This window comes from Streptomyces sp. NRRL B-24484 (assembly GCF_000717715.1).
GTDB lineage: Bacteria > Actinomycetota > Actinomycetes > Streptomycetales > Streptomycetaceae > Kitasatospora.
In genome coordinates, this window is the sequence record NZ_JOAI01000065.1 from 15,210 (window position 1) to 31,764 (window position 16,555).

At 73.2% G+C, this 16,555-nt stretch carries 15 protein-coding genes and 1 pseudogene; 12 read left to right on the forward strand and 4 right to left on the reverse strand.

The genetic code is table 11. The features are described from left to right. Nucleotides 1-170 precede the first annotated feature (170 nt). Complete coding sequence (locus IE98_RS0137610) at nucleotides 171-1,022, forward strand: hypothetical protein (RefSeq protein ID WP_030276672.1); 852 nt, start codon at nucleotides 171-173, stop codon at nucleotides 1,020-1,022. Between the two features lie 215 nt (nucleotides 1,023-1,237). Here the strand turns inward: IE98_RS0137610 and IE98_RS0137615 are convergent, their stop codons facing one another. Beyond that, nucleotides 1,238-3,736, reverse strand: coding sequence for a DUF3516 domain-containing protein (locus IE98_RS0137615; protein ID WP_030276674.1), 2,499 nt, complete (start codon nucleotides 3,734-3,736; stop codon nucleotides 1,238-1,240). A gap of 364 nt (nucleotides 3,737-4,100) precedes the next feature. Here IE98_RS0137615 and IE98_RS0137620 point away from each other — a divergent pair, with 364 nt between their 5' ends. The 7 genes from IE98_RS0137620 (at nucleotide 4,101) to IE98_RS43710 (ending at nucleotide 12,343) form a co-directional block, all read left to right on the forward strand. Next, nucleotides 4,101-4,943 (forward strand): nitrilase-related carbon-nitrogen hydrolase, encoded by an 843-nt coding sequence (locus IE98_RS0137620; RefSeq protein WP_030276681.1) that lies wholly within the window; start codon nucleotides 4,101-4,103, stop codon nucleotides 4,941-4,943. Nucleotides 4,944-4,956: 13 nt separating this feature from the next. Then, entirely contained in the window at nucleotides 4,957-6,357 is a 1,401-nt protein-coding gene (gene hydA, locus IE98_RS0137625) for a dihydropyrimidinase (RefSeq protein ID WP_030276682.1), read from the forward strand. A gap of 7 nt (nucleotides 6,358-6,364) precedes the next feature. Next, entirely contained in the window at nucleotides 6,365-7,381 is a 1,017-nt protein-coding gene (locus IE98_RS0137630; protein WP_030276684.1) for a TIGR03842 family LLM class F420-dependent oxidoreductase, read from the forward strand. A gap of 125 nt (nucleotides 7,382-7,506) precedes the next feature. Then, a complete protein-coding gene (locus IE98_RS0137635) occupies nucleotides 7,507-9,000 on the forward strand; it encodes an NCS1 family nucleobase:cation symporter-1 (protein WP_030276685.1) in 1,494 nt (497 codons plus the stop codon). Between the two features lie 514 nt (nucleotides 9,001-9,514). After that, entirely contained in the window at nucleotides 9,515-10,315 is an 801-nt protein-coding gene (locus IE98_RS0137645; protein WP_030276697.1) for a VOC family protein, read from the forward strand. Nucleotides 10,316-10,415: 100 nt separating this feature from the next. Next, on the forward strand, nucleotides 10,416-10,868 hold the full coding sequence (locus IE98_RS0137650; RefSeq protein ID WP_030276699.1) for a DUF5990 family protein: 453 nt from the start codon (nucleotides 10,416-10,418) through the stop codon (nucleotides 10,866-10,868). A 239-nt stretch (nucleotides 10,869-11,107) separates the two neighbouring features. After that, nucleotides 11,108-12,343, forward strand: coding sequence for a ferritin-like domain-containing protein (locus IE98_RS43710; RefSeq protein ID WP_234443835.1), 1,236 nt, complete (start codon nucleotides 11,108-11,110; stop codon nucleotides 12,341-12,343). A 41-nt stretch (nucleotides 12,344-12,384) separates the two neighbouring features. Here the strand turns inward: IE98_RS43710 and IE98_RS0137660 are convergent, their stop codons facing one another. Then, nucleotides 12,385-13,191, reverse strand: a complete 807-nt coding sequence (locus tag IE98_RS0137660; protein WP_030276702.1) for a class I SAM-dependent methyltransferase — start codon at nucleotides 13,189-13,191, stop codon at nucleotides 12,385-12,387. Nucleotides 13,192-13,302: 111 nt separating this feature from the next. On the opposite strand from IE98_RS0137660, the gene IE98_RS0137665 reads away from it, so the two are divergent. Further along, nucleotides 13,303-13,905, forward strand: a complete 603-nt coding sequence (locus IE98_RS0137665) for a TetR/AcrR family transcriptional regulator (RefSeq protein WP_078661620.1) — start codon at nucleotides 13,303-13,305, stop codon at nucleotides 13,903-13,905. A 46-nt stretch (nucleotides 13,906-13,951) separates the two neighbouring features. Next, on the forward strand, nucleotides 13,952-14,338 hold the full coding sequence (locus tag IE98_RS0137670; protein WP_199923038.1) for a VOC family protein: 387 nt from the start codon (nucleotides 13,952-13,954) through the stop codon (nucleotides 14,336-14,338). 91 nt (nucleotides 14,339-14,429) lie between these two features. Here IE98_RS0137670 and IE98_RS0137675 read toward each other — a convergent pair. Next, nucleotides 14,430-14,711 (reverse strand): annotated as a pseudogene (locus IE98_RS0137675) (nuclear transport factor 2 family protein); the annotation flags it as partial. A gap of 107 nt (nucleotides 14,712-14,818) precedes the next feature. On the opposite strand from IE98_RS0137675, the gene IE98_RS0137680 reads away from it, so the two are divergent. Further along, nucleotides 14,819-15,382, forward strand: a complete 564-nt coding sequence (locus IE98_RS0137680; protein WP_030276711.1) for a PadR family transcriptional regulator — start codon at nucleotides 14,819-14,821, stop codon at nucleotides 15,380-15,382. A gap of 83 nt (nucleotides 15,383-15,465) precedes the next feature. Continuing rightward, nucleotides 15,466-15,864 carry a nuclear transport factor 2 family protein gene (locus IE98_RS0137685; protein ID WP_030276712.1) on the forward strand — a complete coding sequence of 133 codons (399 nt, stop codon included), beginning with the start codon at nucleotides 15,466-15,468 and terminating at the stop codon, nucleotides 15,862-15,864. 7 nt (nucleotides 15,865-15,871) lie between these two features. On the opposite strand, the gene IE98_RS0137690 is transcribed toward IE98_RS0137685, so the two are convergent. Next, complete coding sequence (locus IE98_RS0137690) at nucleotides 15,872-16,453, reverse strand: TetR/AcrR family transcriptional regulator (protein ID WP_030276714.1); 582 nt, start codon at nucleotides 16,451-16,453, stop codon at nucleotides 15,872-15,874. Nucleotides 16,454-16,555 lie beyond the last annotated feature (102 nt).

The window sequence follows — 16,555 nt, forward strand, 5'->3', positions numbered from 1 at the left end:
TTCCGCCAGAGGGAACCCGCCAGAAGATCCGCTCGGCGGTGTGCGAGTTGTCACAGTGCCGCCGCAGACGGTAGTGGCGCAGGTCACGTACGCCCCCTTCGTGCGCGCAGCGCCCCTGCGGCAGGGCCCGCCCTCGGGGCCCGGCTGATCATCTGCTTACAATCTCCCGCATGACCACGCAGGGGGAGCCCGACCAGACCGAGGCCGGCCACGAGGGCGGGACGCCCGCCGCGCCGCACCGGCTCGGCCCCGGCCGGCGCCGCACCGCCCTGTGGTGCGCCCTCGTCGTCGCCGCGGCCGGCATCGGCTGGGTGGTCAGCCGCCCCAACCCCGGCGACCTCATACCGGGCCTCGGCAGCACCAGCGGCCAGACCAAGAAGTCCCAGCCGGCCCCCGGCCTCGCCTCCGAGCAGCCGCTGACGGAGGCCCAGGCCTTCACCGCCGACCACTACTTCCCCGGCCAGCGCACCGTCGAACAGGGCGGCCTGCAGGCCCACCGCACCGCCGCCCGCGAGGGCACCGACTGCGCCGAGATCCTGCTCGACCGCGACAAGGACCCGCTCAAGGACACCGGCTGCCAGGCGTACCTCTCCGTCGCCTTCACCAACGCCGACCAGCAGGTCGTCAGCAGCGTGACGATCCTCCGCTTCGCCGACGAGAAGAGCGCACTGAAGGCCCGGCAGGCGCTCGCCGACCCCTCCGCGCTCGCCTTCCTCACCGCCGAGTCCGCGGCGCCGACACCGTCCCCGACGCCCTCGCCGACCGCGACGGGCAGCCCGGCGGCCACCGTGTCCGGCGCCGCGAGCGCACCGGCCGGGACGGTGCCCTCGTCGCCGACCGCGACCACACCCCCGCCGAAGCCCGCCGGCGTCTCCCGGGTCGATCCGGTCGGCCACTACCTGACCGTCACCGTCTCCCGCTACACCGACCAGCGCACCACCCTCACCCCCGGCGACCTGACCCTGGACAAGGCCACCCGCGCCCTCTCCTACACCGCCCGCGCCCCCTTCCTCTGGATGTAGCAAGCCGCCCACCGGAGCAACCACCAGGGGCGCGGGGAACTGCGCGATCCGGGGGCGGTGCACCGTACGGCTTCGGGCTTGCCCCCGGTCCGTGAAGTGCACCCCGTCCGAATTGCGCAGTTCCCCGCGCCCCTGACTTGCTTGCCCGCACTCGCGAGGTCGGCCGATCCGGGGATGCGCAGTTCCCCGCGCCCCTGGTCGGCCTCCCCGCGGGGTCAGCCGCCGAGGCGGTCGACGGCGGTGACGCGGAGGACGGCGCGGCCCTCCTCGTCGGAGCCGTACAGGTCGACCTCGGCGCTGATGCCCCAGTCGTGGTCGCCCGCCGGGTCGTCGAAGATCTGCCGGACCCGCCACAGGCCCTCGTCCTCGACCTGCTCGATCATCAGCATCTTCGGCCCGCGCGCGTCCGGTCCCGTCCCGAGGTCGTCGTACTCGTCCCAGTACCCGTCCATCGCGTCGGCCCAGCGGTCGCCGTCCCAGCCGTACTCGCCGTCCAGCCCGCCCAGCTCGTCGTAGTGCTCCAGCGCCGCCAGCTCCACCCGGCGGAACATCTCGTTGCGCACCAGCACCCGGAACGCCCGCGCGTTCGCCGTGACCGGCGCCGGCTTCTCGTCCAGCCGGACCTCGGCGGCCTCCGGCTCGGTCGGGTTGGCGAGCTGCTCCCACTCGTCGAGCAGCGAGGAGTCGACCTGCCGGACGAGCTCGCCCAGCCAGGCGATGACGTCCTTCAGGTCGTCCGTCTTGATGTCGTCCGGAACGGTCTGCTCCAGCGCCTTGTAGGCGCTCGCCAGGTACCGCAGGACGATGCCCTCCGTCCGCGCGAGCTCGTAGAAGCCCACGTAGTCGGTGAAGGTCATCGCCCGCTCGTACAGGTCGCGGACGACGGACTTGGGCGCCAGCGGGTGGTCGCCGATCCACGGGTGCGCCCGCCGGTACACCTCGTACGCGTGGCCGAGCAGCTCCTCCAGCGGCTTCGGGTAGCTGATCTCCTGGAGCCGCGCCATCCGCTCCTCGTACTCGATGCCGTCGCGCTTCATCTCGCCGACGGCCTCGCCGCGCGCCTTGTTCTCCTGCGAGGCGAGGATCTGCCGAGGGTCGTCCAGGGTCGCCTCGACCACCGAGATCACGTCCAGCGCGTACGAGGGCGACTCCTGGTCGAGCAGCTCGAAGGCGGCCAGCGCGAAGGTGGACAGCGGCTGGTTGAGCGCGAAGTTCTCCTGGAGGTCAAGGGTGAGGCGGACCCGGCGGCCCTCGGCGTCCGGCTCGTCGAGCTGCTCGACGACGCCGCCCTCCAGCAGCGAGCGGTAGATCGCGATCGTCGAGCGGATGTGCCGGCGCTGCGCCGAGCGGTCCTCGTGGTTGTCGGTGAGCAGCTTGCGCATGGCGGAGAAGGCGTCGCCGGGCCGGCCGATCACGGAGAGCAGCATGGCGTGGCTGACCTTGAAGCGGCTGACCAGCGGCTCAGGGTCGGCGGCGATCAGGCGTTCGAAGGTCTCCTCCGTCCAGCCGACGAAGCCCTCGGGGGCCTTCTTGCGGACGACCTTGCGGCGCTTCTTCGGGTCGTCGCCGGCCTTGGCGAGCGCCTTGTCGTTCTCCACCACGTGCTCGGGGGCCTGGGCGACCACCTGGCCGACGGTGTCGAAGCCGGCCCGGCCGGCCCGGCCGGCGATCTGGTGGAACTCGCGGGCCCGCAGCACCCGCACCCGCTGCCCGTCGTACTTGGAGAGCGCGGTGAAGAGCACGGTGCGGATCGGCACGTTGACGCCGACGCCGAGGGTGTCGGTGCCGCAGATGACCTTGAGCAGGCCGGCCTGGGCGAGCCGCTCGACCAGCCGGCGGTACTTCGGCAGCATGCCGGCGTGGTGCACGCCGATGCCGTGCCGGACGTAGCGCGAGAGGTTGCGGCCGAACTTGGTGGTGAAGCGGAAGTTGCCGATCAGGGCGGCGATGGCGTCCTTCTCCGCCTTGGTGCACATGTTGATGCTCATCAGCGACTGCGCCCGCTCCACCGCCTCCTTCTGGGTGAAGTGCACGACGTACACCGGCGCCTGGCCGGTGGTGAGCAGCTCCTCCAGGGTGTCGTGCAGGGTGGTGCGCCGGTACTCGTAGAAGAGCGGCACCGGGCGGGTCGCCGAGCGGACGGCGACGGTCGGGCGGCCGGTGCGCCGGGTGAGGTCGTCCTCGAAGCGGCGGACGTCGCCGAGGGTGGCGGACATCAGCAGGAACTGCACCTGCGGCAGCTCCAGCAGCGGGATCTGCCAGGCCCAGCCGCGGTCCGGCTCGGCGTAGAAGTGGAACTCGTCCATGACGACCTGGCCGATGTCGGCCCGCTCGCCGTCGTGCAGGGCGATCTGGGCGAGCACCTCGGCGGTGCAGCAGATGATCGGCGCGGTCGGATTGACGCTCGCGTCGCCGGTCATCATGCCGACCTGTTCGGTGCCGAAGATCTTGCAGAGGTCGAAGAACTTCTCCGAGACCAGGGCCTTGATGGGCGCGGTGTAGAAGGTCCGCTTGCCCTCGGCGAGCGCGGCGAAGTGCGCGCCGGCGGCGACCAGGCTCTTGCCGGAGCCGGTCGGGGTCGCCAGGATCACGTTGTTCCCGGAGACCAGCTCGATCAGCGCCTCCTCCTGGGCGGGGTACAGGGTGATGCCGCGGTCGGACGCCCACTCGGCGAAGGTCTCGAACAGGGCGTCGGGGGTGGCGGGCTTCGGCATCAGGTCCAGGAGGGTCACCGGCCTATCTTGCCTGCTCCGGATCATCCCGGGCAAAGCCCTTCCCGGGCCGGCCGCCCTCCGGCCGCCGTTCGCCCCCTGCCCTGCCGCCGTCCGGCCTCCGTCCCGCCGCCGTCCGGCCGACCCGCGGGGCGGGGCCGGACGCGGGCGAATTCATCCATCATCCCCACCGGAAACGCCGGTGTAACCCCGTCGGGCGCCATTCGTCATCCGGGTCGGATTTACATCCGATCATGGTTTCGCCGCGGAACGCACAACACGGGAGAGCGTTACAGCGTGGTACTGCACCTCGGGGTGTGAAACTCCTAATGTCAACGGTCTACACCGACTTCTGCGAGGAGTTGAGATGAGCCGAGTCGTCAGGGCCGCACTGTTCCAGACCGCCTGGACGGGGGACAAGGAAACGATGGTCGCCGCCCACGAAAAGGCGGCGCGCGAGGCGGCGGCGCAGGGCGCCCAGATCATCGGATTCCAGGAGGTCTTCAACGCCCCGTACTTCTGCCAGGTGCAGGAGCCGGAGCACTACGCCTGGGCGGAGCCCGTCCCGGACGGGCCGACCGTCCGGCGCATGCAGGACCTGGCCCGGGACCTGCGGATGGTGATCGTCGTGCCGGTCTACGAGGTCGAGCAGCAGGGCTTCTACTACAACACCGCCGCCGTCATCGACGCCGACGGCAGCTACCTCGGCAAGTACCGCAAGCACCACATCCCGCAGGTGAAGGGATTCTGGGAGAAGTACTACTTCAAGCCGGGAAACCTCGGCTGGCCGGTGTTCGACACCGCGGTCGGCAAGGTCGGCGTGTACATCTGCTACGACCGGCACTTCCCGGAGGGCTGGCGCGCGCTGGGCCTGGCCGGCGCCGAGATCGTCTACAACCCGTCGGCCACCAGCCGCAGCCTCTCCCAGTACCTGTGGCAGCTGGAGCAGCCCGCCGCGGCCGTCGCCAACGAGTACTACATCGCCGCGATCAACCGGGTCGGCGTCGAGGAGTACGGCGACAACGACTTCTACGGCACCAGCTACTTCGTCGACCCGCGCGGCCGCTTCGTCGGCGACGTGGCCTCCGACAAGGACGAGGAGCTGGTCGTCCGCGACCTCGACCTCGGCGCCATCGAGGAGGTCCGCCAGCAGTGGGCCTTCTACCGGGACCGCCGCCCGGACGCCTACGGCCCGCTCACCCAGGCCTGAGAGGAGCGCGCCCGTGACCCGTACCGTGATCCGCGGCGGCCTGGTGGTCACCGCCGCCGAGGAACTGAACGCCGACGTGCTGATCGAGGACGAGCGGATCGTCGCCCTCGCCGCGGCCGGCAGCAGCGCCGCCGAGTGGACGGCCGACCGGGTGATCGACGCCACCGGGATGTACGTGATCCCGGGCGGCGTCGACGCCCACACCCACATGGAGCTGCCGTTCGGCGGCACCTTCGCCTCCGACACCTTCGAGACCGGCACCCGGGCCGCGGCCTGGGGCGGCACCACGACGATCGTCGACTTCGCCGTCCAGTCGGTCGGCGCCTCGCTCCGCGAGGGCCTGGACGCCTGGCACGCCAAGGCCGAGGGCAACTGCGCGATCGACTACGGCTTCCACATGATCCTCGCCGACGTCAACGACGCCAGCCTCAAGGAGATGGACCTGCTGGTGGGGGAGGGCGTCACCTCCTTCAAGCTGTTCATGGCCTACCCGGGCGTCTTCTACAGCGACGACGGCAGGATCCTGCGGGCCATGCAGCGCGGCGCCGACAACGGCGGCCTGATCATGATGCACGCGGAGAACGGCATCGCGATCGACGTCCTGGTCGAGCAGGCCCTGGCCGCCGGCAGGACCGACCCGCGCTACCACGGCGAGGTCCGCCGCGAGCTGCTGGAGGCCGAGGCCACCCACCGGGCGATCAAGCTCGCCCAGGTCGCGGGCTCGCCGCTGTACGTGGTGCACGTCTCCGCCGCCTCCGCGGTCGCCGAGATCGCCGGGGCCCGCGACGCCGGCCTGCCGGTCTTCGGCGAGACCTGCCCGCAGTACCTCTTCCTCTCCACCGACAACCTCGCCGAGCCGGGGTTCGAGGGAGCCAAGTACGTCTGCTCGACCCCGCTGCGGCCCAGGGAGCACCAGGCCGAGCTGTGGAAGGGCCTGCGCACCAACGACCTGCAGGTGGTCTCCACCGACCACTGCCCGTTCTGCTTCGTCGGGCAGAAGGAGCTCGGCCGCGGCGACTTCTCCAAGATCCCCAACGGCCTGCCCGGCGTCGAGAACCGGATGGACCTGCTGCACCAGGCCGTCGTCGACGGGCACCTCACCCGCCGACGCTGGATCGAGATCGCCTGCGCCACCCCCGCCCGGATGTTCGGCCTCTACCCGAAGAAGGGCACCGTCGCTCCCGGCGCCGACGCCGACATCGTGGTCTACGACCCGAACGCGGTGCAGACGATCTCCGCCGAGACCCACCACATGAACGTCGACTACTCGGCGTACGAGGGCAGGCGGATCACCGGCAAGGTCCGCACCGTGCTCTCCCGCGGCACCGTCGTCATCGACGGGGACAACTACCTCGGACGCGCCGGCCACGGCCGCTACCAGCCGCGCGCCACCTGCCAGTACCTCGACCGCTAGGAGCCCCGTGGACATCGGACTCGTCCTGCAGACCGACCCGCCCGCCCGCCTGCTCATCGACCGGATGAAGCGCGCCGAGGCGGCCGGCTTCACCCACGGGTGGACCTTCGACTCCGTCGTGCTCTGGCAGGAGCCCTTCGTCATCTACAGCCGCATCCTCGCCGAGACCGAGCGGATGATGGTCGGCCCGATGGTGACCAACCCCGCCACCCGCACCTGGGAGGTCACCGCCTCGCTCTTCGCCACCCTCAACGACATGTACGGCAACCGCACGGTGTGCGGGATCGGCCGCGGCGACTCGGCGCAGCGGGTGGCCGGCCGCCGCCCGGCCGGGCTCGGCATGCTCGGCGAGGCGATCCACGCGATCCGCGACCTCGCCGAGGGCCGCACCGTCGAGGTCGACGGCACCGAGATCCACCTCCCGTGGGTCAAGGAGGGCGCCAGGCTGCCGGTCTGGATGGGCGCGTACGGGCCCAAGGCGCTGCACCTCACCGGGCAGGTCGCCGACGGCTTCATCCTGCAGCTCGCCGACCCCTACCTCACCGAGTGGATGGTCAAGGCCGTCCGCGACTCCGCCGCCGAGGCGGGCCGCGACCCGGCGTCCGTCACCATCTGCGTCGCCGCCCCCGCCTACGTCACCGCCGACGACTCGCCGGAGGCACTGGCGCACGCCCGCGAGCAGTGCCGCTGGTTCGGCGGCATGGTCGGCAACCACGTCGCCGACCTGGTCTCCCGGTACGGCGAGCACTCCGCGATGGTCCCGGAGGAGCTCACCGCGTACATCAAGGACCGGCACGGCTACGACTACAGCCACCACGGCCGGGCCGGGAACCCGGACACCGCCTTCGTCCCCGACGAGATCGTCGACCGGTTCTGCCTGATCGGCACCCCCGAGCGGCAGCTCGCCAAGCTGGCGGAGCTCCGCGCGCTGGGCGTCGACCAGTTCGCCGTGTACGCGATGCACGACGCGATCGAGTCCACCATCGACGCGTACGGGAAGAGCGTGATCCCCGCACTCTCCTGAACCGCCCGCGCTCTCCTCCCGCGCACCCACCCGTCCACCCGCCCGCACCGACGCACCATCACCTTCCCCGGCGGCCGCCCCCCACGGCGGCCGCCGGGCCGTCCCCCCGCACAAGGTGGTAGCCCGTGTCCGCAACCCAGTCCGTGCAGCCCGACGGCCGGATCGAACTCGCCCCCGGCACCGACCTCTCCGACCCCCGCTTCGCCAACGACGACCTGAGACCCGTCCCCGTCGCGAAACGCCGCTGGACCACCTACAACTTCCTCGCCCTCTGGGTCGGCATGGCCCACAACATCCCGTCCTGGACGCTCGCCTCCGGCCTGGTCGCGCTCGGCATGGACTGGAAGCAGGCCGTCCTCACCATCGCGCTGGCCAACCTGATCGTGCTCGTCCCGATGCTGCTCACCGGGCACGCCGGCACCAAGTACGGGATCCCCTTCCCGGTGTTCGCCCGGGCCTCGTTCGGGCTGCGCGGCGCCAACCTGCCGGCCATGATCCGGGCGGCGGTGGCCTGCGCCTGGTTCGGCATCCAGACCTGGATCGGCGGCGAGGGCATCTTCCTGCTCGCCGGCAAGCTCCTCGGCTCGGGCTGGCAGAACGCCTCGCACATCGGCGGCTACCCGTGGACGCAGTGGCTGTCGTTCCTGATCTTCTGGGTGATCGAGATGGCGATCATCGCCCGCGGCATGGACACCCTGCGGCGGTTCGAGAACTGGGCGGCGCCCTTCGTCATCGTCGGCGCCCTCGCCCTGCTGGTCTGGATCTCGGTGGAGGCCGGTGGCTTCGGGCCGCTGCTCGACCAGCCCTCCAGGCTCGGCTGGGACGGCGACTTCTGGAAGGTCTTCTTCCCCGCCCTGATGGGCATGATCGGCTTCTGGTCCACGCTGTCCCTGAACATCCCCGACTTCACCCGCTTCGGCGGCTCGCAGAAGGCCCAGATCCGCGGCCAGGCACTCGGCCTGCCCACCACCATGACGCTCTTCGCACTGCTGTCCGTCCTGGTGACCTCCGGCTCGCAGGCGGTCTACGGCGAGCCGATCTGGGACCCGATCGCGCTCGCCGCGAAGATGGACTCCACCGTCGGGATCCTGTTCGCCCTGCTGACCGTGCTGATCGCCACCCTGTCCGTCAACATCGCGGCCAACGTGGTGTCCCCGGCCTACGACCTGTCCAACCTGCTGCCGAAGCTGGTGAACTTCCGGACCGGCGCGATGATCACCGGTGTGGTCGGCATCGTGATCTTCCCGTGGAAGCTGATCTCCGACCCGCAGATCTACATCTTCACCTGGCTCGGCGTGGTCGGCGGCATGCTCGGCACGGTCGCCGGCATCCTGATCGCCGACTACTGGATCGTCCGCCGCACCGCGCTCGACCTCGCCGACCTCTACCGCCCGCACGGCGCCTACTGGTACGCCGGAGGCTGGAACTGGCGCGCCGTCACCGCCCTGGTCGTCGGCGCCCTGCTCGCCGTCGGCGGCTCCTACGGCGGCCCCTTCCCCGCCGACGGCCTCATCCCCTTCCTCAAGCCGCTCGCCGACTACGGCTGGGCGGTCGGCTTCGCCTCCGCGATGCTCCTGTACACCGCACTGAGCGCGGGCACTCGCCGAACGGCACGCTGACGGCGGGGCGGGACCGCCGGACAGACGGTTCCGCCCCCCCTGCCTCGGACCGGTCTTCGTTCCCCCTCGGTACGGCCGTCGTCTCGCCGGTGCGAGGAGAGGAGCCGCCGGAACTCCGCCAGCGATGCCTCCAGGTCCTGTCGGCCCGCGTCCGTCGTCGGGAGCCCGGGCACCTCGCGTGCGGCGAACTCGTCGGCCGCCACCATCACGGCATGGACAAGGTCCGTCAGTGGCGGTCGGCCCAGCGTCCTGCCTCCGCGGGAGAGTTCGACGGCTCGGTCCATCACCCGGAAGTCGACCCGGAACGAGGAATCCACCGCCACGAACGATAAGAACCCCCGGTGCCGGCCCTCCAGGCGTGCCAGACCGTCGAGCAGCGGCACGAGTGACGGGAAGATCATCATCCCCTGGTCCGGTGACCCGCCCGAACGGACGGGTGGACGGCGGGCCGACGGGCGGGGGCCGCCGGGCGCTGGGAGGCTGGGCCGCGGTGGCACTCTCGATGGGAGAAGACGTGATCACTACCGACTTCGTACCCGGTTCCCCCTGCTGGCTCGACCTCGGCGCCCCGGACGTCGCCGCGACGGCCGCCTTCTACAACGCCGTCCTCGGCTGGGAGACCGAGTCCTTCAACGAGGCGGGAGGCGACTTCCGCGCCTTCAAACACAGCGGCAGGATCGTGGGCGGCATCGGGCCGCTCACCGAGGAAGGCGCCCGTTCGGCCTGGATGCTCTACTTCAAGACCACCGACGTGGACGCCACCGCCGAGGCCGTGCAGCGGCTCGGCGGCACCGTCCGGGTCCCCCCGACGGACGCGGGCGAGGAAGGCCGGATGGCCCAGTTCTCCGACCCGCTCGGCGGCCAGTTCGCCGTCTGGCAGCCGATCGGCGACCCCGGCCTGCAGATGGTCGACGACCCGGTCAGCCTCAACTGGACCGAGCTGTACACCACCGACGCCGCGGCCGCCCGCGAGTTCTACGGCACCCTCTTCGGCTGGCAGACCTCGGCCATGCCGCTGCCCGGCGGCGTCGAGGGCACCTACTGGCTGATCACCCCCGCCGGCCTGCCCGACGACCGGATGCAGGGCGGCCTGATGCAGCTGCCCCCCGAGCACCTGGTGCTCACCGGCGGCACGCCGTACTGGCACCCCGTCTTCGCCGTCGAGGACACCGACGCCGCGGCCGCCGCGGTCAGGGCCAACGGCGGCAGCCTCCAGATGGAGCCCGAGGACGCCCCCGGCGTCGGCCGCCTCGCCGTCTGCGTGGACCCGAACGGCGCGGACTTCGTCGTCCTCAAGCCCTCGCCCGCGGCCTGACCCGGCCGCCACAGCCGCCACCGCGGGCCGGTCCGGCACACCCGTGCCGGACCGGCCCGTCGGCGTTCCGGCGGGCGGCCCGCCGCGGGACGATGGCCGCATGGAACTCCGGATCGACGCCACCGACCTGCCCGGCCGCAGCTGTGCCCCCGGCCCGGCCTTCCCCGGCGCGACCGGCATCCACGTGACGGTGCAGCGCCGCGGCCGGCCGGACGAACTGCTGGGCCTGCAGCCCGGTGACGCGCCCTCCGCGACCTGGACGCTCGCCTGCACGCCCGTCCGCACCCCGCAGGGCATCGACCTGCGCGGCCCCCACCTCCAGGGCGGCCCGCACGCCCGCTTCGTCCACCTCGCCTGGGGCACCGTCGACGCGGCCGGCCGCTTCGCCGTGTTCCGGCGCGCCAAGCTGATGCTGGACGCCGTCGACCCGCGGACCGTCGAGGCGGCCGTGGCGTCCGGCCTGCTGGTGGCGCGACTGGGCCTCACCGACGGCCGGGGGAACCCCCTGTGCGCCGCCGTCCGCCCGCCGGCCGTCACCTGGTCCGCCGGCTGACCGCTCGGGCCCCCGTCCGTCCCGTCCGGTTCGGCCGCCCGGACCGGTCCCGGTGCTCTCCCCGGGTGACGGCTCGGCCGGACACGGCGGCGGTGCGTGCCCCGTCCCCGGCCCGCTGGGTAGCGTCGGCGGTTCCAGCCGATGCACGAGGACCGACCGCCCCGCGAGCGGGGGGCCGGCCCGTCGGGGTGCACCGGCGCGGCAGCAGCCGCGCGACGCAGCCGGGGAGGGAGCCGCACGTGGTGGATGCAGCCGAGGACGGGACCGCCCGGCCGCCGGGCACGCCCATCGGGCGCCGGGGCTTCCTCAAGTCGGCCGGCCTCGCCGCCGTCCCCGCCCTGCTGCCCGCCGCCGAAGCCGCCGCAGCGCAGCCCGCACCGCAGCCCGCAGCGCAGCCCGTGCCGTCGGTGCCGTCCGTCCCGCCGTGGGACCTGCCGGCGGCCGTGCCGGATCCGTCGGACCTGCCGGTACCGGCGGTCGACGGTGACGCGGTGGCCCGGCTGCTCGGCGCGCCCGGTCCGCGCGACGTCCGCTGGCTCCGGCGCGCCCTGCAGGTCGCCGTCGCCCTCGAACTCGCGACCATCCCGCCGTACCTCTGCGCCTGGTGGTCGATCAAGGACCGGACGAGCGAGCCTGCCCGGCTGATCCAGGGCATCGTCGCCGACGAGATGTTCCACATGGGCCTGACCTGCAACCTGCTCACCGCGGTCGGCGGACGGCCGCGGATCGCCTCCTCCGTCCTCGGCTACCCGGGCCCGCTGCCCGGCGGTGTCCGGCCCGACCTCACCGTGTACCTCTCCGGGCTGACCAAGGCTTACGTGCGGAACGTGCTGATGGCGATCGAGGCCCCGGAGCAGCCGCTGGTCCGGGAGTCCGGGCCGACCATCGGCACCTTCTACACCGCGCTGCAGGACGCCTTCCACGAGGTCCGGCCGGCGCTCGACACCTCCGGGCAGCTGTCCGTCCGGATCGGCCCCGACGTGCTGCGGCCGGCGGCCACCCTGGCCGACGTGGACGAGGCACTGGAGGTGATCAAGGAGCAGGGCGAGGGCACCTCCGCCAGCCCGGACGTCCCGGCGGGCCACGGTGCGCCCGCCCACTACTACGCCTTCGGGGAGATCTTCCACGAGCGCCGGGTGGTGTCCTCGACGGACCGCTGGGGCTACGACGGCGACCCGGTGCCGTTCCCCGAGGCCCGGCCGATGGGCGTGGTGCCGGCCGGCGGATGGCCGGACCCGCCCGCCGCGGCCGGGCAGCTGCTCGGCCGGTTCGACCTGCTGTTCAGCCGGGTGGTGCACGCCCTGGAGGGCGCCTGGGCGATCGGCGACGCGCACGCGCTGGACGGCGCCGTCCGCTCGATGCGCTCCCTGGAGGAGCCCGCCCTCGCCCTGATGGACGTTCCGCTGCCCGACGGCAGCGGCGTCTACGGCCCGCAGTTCCACGTCCTCACCCGCCGCCCGGACGACCTGTCCTGACCGGCCGGTACCGCCCGGCCGACGGCGCCGGGCCGGCCGGGTCAGGTGCGGCGGCCCCAGGCGGTGATCAGGCCGGGGGAGAGGTCGGCGGCCGTGCCGTCGGCGAGGGCACGCTCGGCGAGGACCAGCCGGTCGGGGGTGACCAGGCCGGTGGCCAGCACGGCGGAGCGGGAGCGCCGCCAGGTGTCCAGCCAGAACGCCGTGATCGGGCCGTCGGCCGTCAGCGGGGGCACCGTGATCTCCGCACCGACGTCCGTCAGGCCGAGCTCCGCCAGCAGCCGCGGGTACTGCGGGGTCCAGGTGACGTCGGTGCCGATGGTCTCCCGCAGCGCCCGCCACATGGCCCGCATCGCCTGCCGGTACGGGGTGTCCGGCGGCGCGGACGAGGTGAGGTCCACCGCGTCGCCGAGCACGAGGTGCCCGCCGGGCGCCAGGAACCCGCACAGCCGGGCCGCCAGCCGCCGGTGCTCGGGGACGTGCATCAGCACGAACCGTGCGTGCACCAGGTCGAACCGGCCCGGCTCGAAGTCCGGGGCGGTGACGTCGGCGGCGAGGGTGCGCAGCGGCCCGCCGGTGTGCGGCTCCAGGAAGCGGACGTCCCGGTCGACCGCGAGCACCTCGGCGACGCCCACCTCCTCGGCCAGCCAGCGGGCGATCGTGCCGGTGCCCGCACCGATCTCCAGACAGCGGGTGCCGGGCCCCGCCCCGACGGCGAGCAGCCGGCGCCGGGTGGCGCCGTCGTACGCCAGCGAGCCCAGGTCGATCCGCTCGCCCTCGCCGGGCCGCCACGGCTCGAACAGCGTCTCGCCGTACCCGCCCCGTTCCGTCCTCGCCGGATCGACGCCCATGGCGGCCTCCCGTCCTGCGGTGCCCGACCTTCCGAGCGTAGGTCCCGTGCGGCAGGTCCCGCCCGCGGGTGCGGCTGAGGGCGGGGCGATCACCCCTGGAATACTGGGCGGGTGATCGAAACCCCACGCCTGGACGGCCCGAGGCTCACCGGACGCGGCGCGGCCCGCCGCACCGAGCTCTTCGAGGAGCTGACGGCCCTGCTGATCGCCGAGGGGTTCGCCCAGCTGACCCTGGACGACCTGGCCGCCCGGCTGCGCTGTTCCAAGCGCACCCTGTACGGCCTGGCCGGCAGCAAGGAGCAGCTCGTCCGGGCGGCCGTGGTGCACTTCTTCCGGCGCGCGACGGTGCGGGTGGAGGCGGCGCTCGCCGCCGAGACCGACCCGGCCCGCCGGCTCGCCGCCTACCTGCGGGCGGTGGCCGCGGAGCTCTCCCCGGTGTCCGCCCGCTTCTTCGACGACGTGGCGGCCTTCGAACCCGCCGCCGAGGTGTACGAGCGCAACACCCGGGTCGCCGCCCGGCGGGTGCAGGAGCTCATCGACGAGGGGGTGGCCGATGGCGCCTTCCGCGAGGTCCACGTGGCGTTCGCCGCCGACGTGATCACCTCCGTGATGGTGCGGATCCAGCAGCGGCAGGTGGCCGCCGCCACCGGGCTCGCCGACGCGGACGCCTACGCGCACCTCGCCGAGCTGCTGCTGCACGGCCTGGCCCGCTGACCCGGCGCGATCCCGGGGAGTGGGCCTAGCCTGGGAGGAGGAGGCGATGGACATGCTTGCTGATGCGCCACTGTTCGCCGTCGTTCCGGCCGCCGACCTGGAACGGGCGAAGGCGTTCTACCGCGACACCCTGGGGCTCACGCTCGCCGAGGAGGCGGAGCACGAGGTCACCTTCGAGTGCGGCGGTACCCGGTTCGGGATGTACGAGACGCCCTACGGCGGCCAGGCCGGGCACACCCTGGCCAGCTGGAAGGTCGCCAGTCTCGACGCCGAGATGAAGGAGCTGCGCGACCGCGGCGTCACCTTCGAGGACTACGACCTGCCCGGCCTGAAGACGGTCGACGGCGTCGCGGAGGCCGAGGGGATGCGGGCCGCGTGGTTCAAGGACAGCGAAGGGAACGTCCTCTGCGTGACCGAGCGGACCGAGGGCTGACGCCCGACGGGCCGCCGGACGGCCGGGGCGGGGGGGGGGGGGGGCCCCCCCCCCCCCCCCCCCCCCCGCGCCCCCCCGCGCGCCCGCTCAGGCCGTCCTCGTCCAGGTGCAGGAAGTCGCAGCCGTCCACGCGCTTGCCGTCGACGGTCGCCGTGAAGGCGAGCGCGTGCCCGCGGCCGTCCTCGCTCGCGAACTCCCGGACGTAGCGGAAGTCCTCGAAGACCTGCATCACGGCGCGCAGGATCGCCGCGGTGATCGCCTTGCCCGGGTACGGCTTGAAGGCGACCGGGCTGGTGAAGACGACGCCCTCGGCGAGCAGGGCCTCGATCGCCGCCGGGTCGCGGCGCTCCACCGCCTCGCGGAACGGGTGCATCCGGCCACCTCCAGGTAATCAACTTTTTGAATAGGTGTGGAGGAGAGTAGGCCGCCGCCCGGGCCGCTGTCCAGAGGCGCCCGGACGGACGGCGCTACCCTGTCGGGATGGCGTTGCGCAACGCGGTGATGGCCGCACTGCTGGAGGGCGAGGCGTCCGGGTACGACCTGGCCAAGGAGTTCGACGCCTCCGTCGCGAACTTCTGGATGGCCACCCCGCAGCAGCTCTACCGGGAGCTCGACCGGATGGAGGCCGAGGGGCTCGTCCGGGCCCGCGTCGTCGAACAGGAGCGACGCCCCAACAAGCGGCTCTTCTCGCTCACCGAGGCCGGCCGCCGGCAGCTGCACGAGTTCACCGCCGAGCCGCTGCGCCCCGGAGCGATCCGCGACGAGCTGATGGTCAAGGTCCGGGCGGTCGACGCGGGCGACGCCGCCGCCGTGCGGGCGGCGATCGCCGAACGGATCGGCTGGGCCGAGGCGAAGATCGCCCGCTGGGAGCGGCTGCGGACGAGGCTCCTCGCCGGCCGCACCGAGGACGAGTTCCTCGCCGGCGCCGACCGGATCGGCCCCTACCTCACCCTGCTGCGCGGCCTCGCCTTCGAGGAGGAGAACATCCGCTGGGGCCGCCGCGCCCTGGCCGTGCTCGACCGGCGCGCGGCCGCCGTGCAGTGACGGCCGGGCCGTCGCCGACCGCTCCCCGGCCCGGGCGGCCTGTCGTCGAGCCCGGCCCCGAACCGACGGTGCAGCACGGCGGGGTGGCCGACCGCGACGACTTCCTGCAGTGGGTCGGGACCGCGCTGTACGCGGCGGAGCACGCGCTGCACGACGGCGACGCCGGCTCGCGCAGGGCGCTGTGGTCCCGGCGGGAACCGGTGAGCGTCCTCGGCGCCCGGCGCAACGCCAACGGCCTCCGCGAGGTCGACGAGCTCTTCGCAGCCCCGGCGGCGGGCTTCTCCGACTGCACCGACCACCGCTTCGAGCTGCTCACCGCCGACGCGGTGGGCGACCTCGCCTGCACCGCGGGCCTCGAACACGTGTCGGCGTCCGTCGACGGGCTGCCGCGGACGTACGTGCTCCGCGTCACCCAGGTCCACCGACGCGAGGACGGCGCATGGCGGGTGGTGCACCGGCGCGGGGACACCGCGACCGGATGACGGGGCGTCAGCCGGCCGCGCGGGCCGCCCGCAGGCCGCCGAGGAGTCCGGCGAGGTAGCGCCGGGCGGTGTCGGCACGGTCGGCCGGCGCGCCGCCGTGGACGTCGACGGCATGGGCGATCCCGCACATGAGCGGGACGAGGTCGGCCGCGGCCAGATCGGGGCGCACGGCTCCGGCCTCGCGGGCCCGGTCGAGGAGCGCCGTGCCGGACGCCCGGAGCGAGCGCTTCAGTTCCGTGGTGCGCGGCAGCGTGTCCTCGCCCGCGGCGTTGACCGGGGCCAGCGAGGCGTCGGAGACCTGCGCCTCGACGGTGCGGAGCAGGAAGTCCTCGAAGGCGCGCCACGGGTCGGGGTCGGCCAGCGCCCGCTCGCCGTGCGCGGCCAGGGCCTCCAGGCACGGGGTGGCGACCGTCTCCAGCAGCGCCTCGGGCGTCGGGAAGTGCCGGTACACCGTGCCGACCCCGAGCCCGGCGCGGCGGGCGACATCGTTGAGCTGCAGCGGTTCGCCCCGGTCGACCAGCTCGCGGGCGACGGTGACGATCCGGTCCCAGTTGCGGGCCGCATCCTTGCGCAGGGGCGTCGTCGACATGGGGACATGCTAATCGGATGGCCCATCCGGATGTCCGCCGCCGGGGCCGCCCCGGGCGGTGCCGGGTGCCGGGTGTGGTGGCCGGTGCCCCGGCGGTGCCGT

Excerpts from the sequence above, each read along its gene's own strand:
- IE98_RS0137610 (WP_030276672.1), top strand. The coding sequence starts at position 171 with ATGACCACGCAGGGGGAGCCCGACCAGACCGAGGCCGGCCACGAGGGC.
- IE98_RS0137615 (WP_030276674.1), bottom strand. The coding sequence starts at position 3,736 with ATGCCGAAGCCCGCCACCCCCGACGCCCTGTTCGAGACCTTCGCCGAG.
- IE98_RS0137620 (WP_030276681.1), top strand. The coding sequence starts at position 4,101 with ATGAGCCGAGTCGTCAGGGCCGCACTGTTCCAGACCGCCTGGACGGGG.
- IE98_RS0137650 (WP_030276699.1), top strand. The coding sequence starts at position 10,416 with ATGGAACTCCGGATCGACGCCACCGACCTGCCCGGCCGCAGCTGTGCC.
- IE98_RS0137660 (WP_030276702.1), bottom strand. The coding sequence starts at position 13,191 with ATGGGCGTCGATCCGGCGAGGACGGAACGGGGCGGGTACGGCGAGACG.
- IE98_RS0137670 (WP_199923038.1), top strand. The coding sequence starts at position 13,952 with ATGGACATGCTTGCTGATGCGCCACTGTTCGCCGTCGTTCCGGCCGCC.
- IE98_RS0137680 (WP_030276711.1), top strand. The coding sequence starts at position 14,819 with ATGGCGTTGCGCAACGCGGTGATGGCCGCACTGCTGGAGGGCGAGGCG.
- IE98_RS0137690 (WP_030276714.1), bottom strand. The coding sequence starts at position 16,453 with ATGTCGACGACGCCCCTGCGCAAGGATGCGGCCCGCAACTGGGACCGG.